Genomic DNA, 5,023 nt, shown 5'->3' on the forward strand with positions numbered 1-5,023 from the left:
CCTGCGCTTCCTGCTTCCGCCCCATCATCGCTCAGTCCTCCCATCCTCGGGGAGAATTGAATCAGCGACTTACCTCACGATCAAGCAAGAGTTTTTCAACGAAATACGCCCATTCCTTTAAGAAACAAAGCGTTGCTGTCGCAGAAAGAGGAGCGCCGAACCAAGCGTGAGGGCCTGATCAATCTTTCCGTGTTTGCTGCCGTGCAGGAAAGATCTTGGCCACTTTAAGGAGGTTCTGAGCGGTGGCGGCGAGGCGGAATTCGTCGTTTGCGCCGCATGGGCCACGTAATCGGAGGCGTACCAGTCTATCCGTCGCCTGGAGTTTTGGGACAGAAGTCGGCCTGAGCTAAAAGAGGATCGGCCCATCTGTTTGGTCTAAGAAACCGCCAGACACTCACCCTCTTTGCAACATTGGCGAAGTTACTAAGGCAGATTTTCTGTTGCGGATACAAACCGGGATACAAAAATTCGAACTTGACCCCATGTTCTCTCCATTTTACTTATTTAAATGTTATATATCAAGTACTTAGCATGGCATCCTACCACCCCAGCCAGCATTCTCTGAAAGAGCATCAAAAAAAGGCCGGCAGAGCCTCTTGGACACCCCATGTATCCAAGCATCATAAAATGTCACGGATAACTGCAAGTAGTGTGCCGCCCTTTTGAGAACTCAAATTTGCCGGATCACGAAATTCAGTTCCATCGATACAGCTTTCACACGAGAAAATTGCGTTTAATGGCATCTGACGGTAGAGATTGCCCTCTACCGCCCCAAATTCTTAAATGCATTCAGTCCAGTGCGAGTTCTGTTATTTCGCGGCGGAATGGCAGATTGTCTCCTATCTCCGGACCATCGAGTTCACGCGCATAGCGATGGCCGGCATAGGTTGCCCAAGCGATCGGACCCGGAGCGTTGGCGTCACCGATGAGTTTGACCGACTTGATGCCTGCATCTGCCCATTCGGCCTCGCGGGCTTTCAGGTCATTGAACAGGCCGTTGTTTTCCAGACGTGACGCCACCATTACGACAGCATCTGCCTCGATCTTCCAGGTTCGGTCCGTGTAAACACAGTTCGAAACCACATGATCCGGATGGATTTCGGTAACACCTTGGTTGAGCACGATCTCGACACCTGCATCCACCAGCCGCGGATGGATGGCGATTTGTTCGAGCGTGTTGTTGGTCCAGTCACTGACATAGGCCGATGGTGTAACCAGTGTCACCTGCGCACCGTTTTTGGCCAGAAGTTCGGCCAAGACGCCGCCCATGTAATAGTGGTCGTCGTCATACACCACCACGCGGCCGGACGGGATGGTGCCGTCCATCAGATCATCCGGCGTATAGACCTTGGCACCGTCAGCGATCGGCATTGGAACAACGTGCTGACGCGAAACCCCATCGTTGCGCCAGGTGGACCCGGTGGCGATGCAGACGTTTTCAAAGCCGAACTCCAGAATACTCTCGGCGTCCAACGCGCTTTCACGATAAATCTCCACGTTCGGACGCTGGCTGAGCTGGTAGTCGCGATAGTCAACCACCCGACCCCAGGCCGACAGGCCCGGCAGCAGGCGTTCGCGGGCCACGCGACCGCCGATCACATCGCGCGACTCGGCCACGGCGACATCATATCCGCGGCGGCAGAGCGCCCAGGCAGCCTCAAGCCCTGCGGGGCCAGAACCGACGACGAGGACGTTTGTGCTGTTGCCCTTGTCGTTCATCTTCTCGGGGTGCCAACCTTTGCGCCATTCTTCCATGAAGGTCGGGTTCTGGGTGCAGCGGCTGATTGACATGGTCATGTCACCGGTGATGCAGATATTGCAGCCGATACACTCCCGAATGTCCTCGATCCGTCCTTCTTCGATTTTCTTCGGCAGGAAAGGGTCGGCAATCGATGGCCGCGCGCAGCCGATGAAATCAAGCGTGCCCGACTTGATCATCTTGGCCATCACATCGGGTGAGGTGAAGCGCCCGACCCCGACGATAGGTTTGTCGGTCAATTCATGAATGCCGCGCACCAATTGTTCCTGTGCAGCCTCTTCCTTGAACCGTGAAGGGCCGGAACAATCCTCCCACGTGCCTTGCGCCAGATCCCAAAGATCGGGCAAATCTTTGTTCATCTCGATGTAGTCGCGCACTTCAGCGTTCGAGAAGCCCAGATCGCCAATGGATTCGTCCAACGACACCCGAAGCGTGATCGCCATCTTATCGCCCACGGCATCGCGCATATCGGCAATAACCTCCTGACTGAAGCGGGCACGGTTTTCCAATGAGCCGCCGTATTCGTCCGTGCGTTGGTTCGTAGCGCGGCTGAGGAAATGCTGGAAAATACCAAAACCGTGCGCACCATACAGGCAGATCAGGTCGAAACCCGCTTCCTTCGAGCGTTTTGCGGCATTCACGAACCAACGACGCAGGTCCTTGATGTCCTGCTTGTCCAATGCACGGGCCTGCACCGGATCATTGGTAAAGGTGCGGATCGGCATGGCCGAAGGCGCCAGTGGAACCTCTTTGGTGTAAAGGTTGGGACCGTTGATACCGGAATAGGCAAGCTGAATGCCGGCCAGCGCGCCATGCGTCTTCATGCTTTCGGACATTTTGCGCAGTTGCGGGATGTCCTTGTCTTCCCACAGGCGTAACTCGATAAAAGGTGTAATCTCTGATGTGTGGTGCATCTCGCACTGTTCGGTGAAGATGACGCCCCACCCACCTTCGGCCTTGATGCCTCGCATCGCAGCCGCTGCTGATGGGTCTCTGTATCCACCTCCGTTGCAATGGGGCACTTGATAGAACCTATTCTTGGCTGTCAGGGGGCCAATCTTCATTGGTTCGAACAAAATGTCATAGCGTGGGTCGCGCATGGCTGGCTCCTTGTCGGTGGCCGATATGTGTCAGAGGGATGTGTCCTCGGGTCCAGAATTAGAAACCGAAGTCGATTTCGGTGATGGTGGCGGGAGGGATAGTTTCAACACCTTTGGTCTAGGGTTCGTCTTGGAAAAGACGGTCGAGCGTATCTTCGGTCATGATCGAGTCCTCTGTATTCCCGATGCAAGTTAGCTGATCCGGCGTCGCCCGGTCGCACCGCGATCGCTGGCGCCACAACATACCACTAATCTTAAGGAGAAAGGTTACTTTGGTCGTTTCAAGGGGTATATACCCCCAGAGGGGTATTCGAAGATGTCGTCCATTTCAGCACCAGACGCTCTGTCAGCCGCAATCCTGGCAATCGGATCAGAAAGTTTTGGCGACGCGCTTTACACGTGGCTGGATGCAACATGTTCCTTTGACAATTTCGCAATCATCGCCTTCTTTCAGCACGGCAGCCCGCAGGTTCTAATGACCTATGCGCGCAACAGCCGTGTTTTTGAGCGGATCGACAGCCATTATGTCAAAGGCGCTTATCTGTTGGATCCGTTTTATGGCCTGCATCAAAGCCGGGCGGCGGACGGTCTTTACAGATTGACGAATGTTGCACCCGATCAGTTTCAGCGAAATGAGTATTTCAAATCCTACTACAAAAACACGACTTTGACGGATGAGCTTGCCTACTTCGCCCGCCCTACCCCTGAAAACTCGATCACAGTATGTATCGGAAGGGACGCGACCACCGCATCGCGGTTTTCACCCAAGGATTACAACGCGGCCAATACCGTCGCCCCGGTCGTCAATGCGCTGGTACGAAAGAACTGGCCAGATCTGAAGCCTTCGAACGAAACAGAACCGGAAGATGTGGTTGAGCAATTGCGCCATCGCCTTTCCGCAGAACAGAACATCGGACTGAGCCCAAGACAGGCACAGGTGGCACTGTTAATTCTTCAGGGACATTCGTCGATTTCCATTGGACTTACACTTGGTATCAGCCCCCAGACCGTCAAGGTACTGCGCAAGCAACTTTATCGAAAGTGCCATATCTCGTCACAGGGCGAACTGTACTATCTGATAGCGCCGTATCTTTCCGAAAGGGGAAAAACGGCAGGGATTCCAACTTAATTCTATGCGGCTTAGTCAAAGCCTAATTAAGAGTAAGTTAGACAGTAATTTCTCCTTTTCCGAACATGTGAAAACTTATCCCGGAAACGTGCAATACGTGCTGGAGTGGCACAGGCAGTGGTAAGCTAAAGCGGCCTATACTCGGTACAGGTCATTGCTACGGCTAGAGCCTGATGTCGTTTTTTTGATCGTGTAGGGCGGTCCGACCATTACGGTCGCACGCCCGTTGAACCAGCGCAAAACGCACAAAAAACGACGGCCTGTTCAGGTCAATTCGAGACTCAGTAATAGGGAACCGACACATGTCCATCGAGAAAACGGATACGCTGGTTGTTGGCGGCGGACAGGCGGGTATCGCGCTCAGCGAACACCTTGGGAATAACAGAGTGCCGCACATCATTCTGGAAAAGAACCGCACCGCCGAGGCATGGCGCACCGGACGTTGGGATGCTTTGGTTGCGAATGGCCCGTGCTGGCATGACCGTTTTCCCAGCCTTCCTTTCGAAGGGGACGACCCGGATGCATTTGTACCCAAGGACCGCGTCGCCGAATACCTTGTGGAATACGCGGAAATGGTAAATGCCCCGATCCGCGAGGGCGTTGAAGCATTGAAAGCAGAACGGTTGCCCGGTGAAGGAGGTTTCCGTATTGAAACGAGCGCCGGTGAAATCCATGCCAAGCGCATTGTCGCGGCAACAGGCGCGTTCCAGCACCCGGTCATTCCACCGATCGTGCCGGAAACGGCAGGGGTCAAGCAACTTCACTCTTTTTACTACAAAAACCCCGAGCAACTGCCTGAAGGGGCGGTCATGGTTGTGGGGGCCGGTTCGTCCGGTGCGCAGATCGCGGATGAATTGAACCGCGCCGGTCGCAAGGTGTTCCTGTCGGTTGGTCCGCATGACCGGCCCCCACGTCGGTATCGCACCCGCGACAACGTTTGGTGGTTAGGTGTTCTGGGGCTCTGGGATATGGCGGCACAGAAACCTGGGACGGAACACGTCACGATCTCGGTCAGCGGTGCGCATGGCGGGCACA

3 protein-coding genes are annotated in these 5,023 nt (G+C 54.6%); 2 read left to right on the forward strand and 1 reads right to left on the reverse strand.

All coding sequences use genetic code 11. From position 1 onward, the window contains the following. Positions 1–789: 789 nt before the first annotated feature. Positions 790–2,859: an oxidoreductase gene (locus AC2FNU_RS23940; RefSeq protein WP_496793754.1), complete on the reverse strand. Its 2,070-nt coding sequence runs from the start codon at positions 2,857–2,859 to the stop codon at positions 790–792. 316 nt (positions 2,860–3,175) lie between these two features. Here AC2FNU_RS23940 and AC2FNU_RS23945 point away from each other — a divergent pair, with 316 nt between their 5' ends. After that, on the forward strand, positions 3,176–3,988 hold the full coding sequence (locus tag AC2FNU_RS23945; protein ID WP_496793759.1) for a helix-turn-helix transcriptional regulator: 813 nt from the start codon (positions 3,176–3,178) through the stop codon (positions 3,986–3,988). Positions 3,989–4,290: 302 nt separating this feature from the next. After that, positions 4,291–5,023: flavin-containing monooxygenase (locus AC2FNU_RS23950; RefSeq protein ID WP_496793761.1), on the forward strand; the 733-nt coding region annotated here is incomplete at its 3' end.

This window comes from Ruegeria sp. BHSB064 (assembly GCF_059613205.1).

Bases quoted from the DNA above. Each gene is read 5' to 3' on its own strand.
- AC2FNU_RS23940 (WP_496793754.1), bottom strand. From the start codon at position 2,859: ATGCGCGACCCACGCTATGACATTTTGTTCGAACCAATGAAGATTGGC.
- AC2FNU_RS23945 (WP_496793759.1), top strand. From the start codon at position 3,176: ATGTCGTCCATTTCAGCACCAGACGCTCTGTCAGCCGCAATCCTGGCA.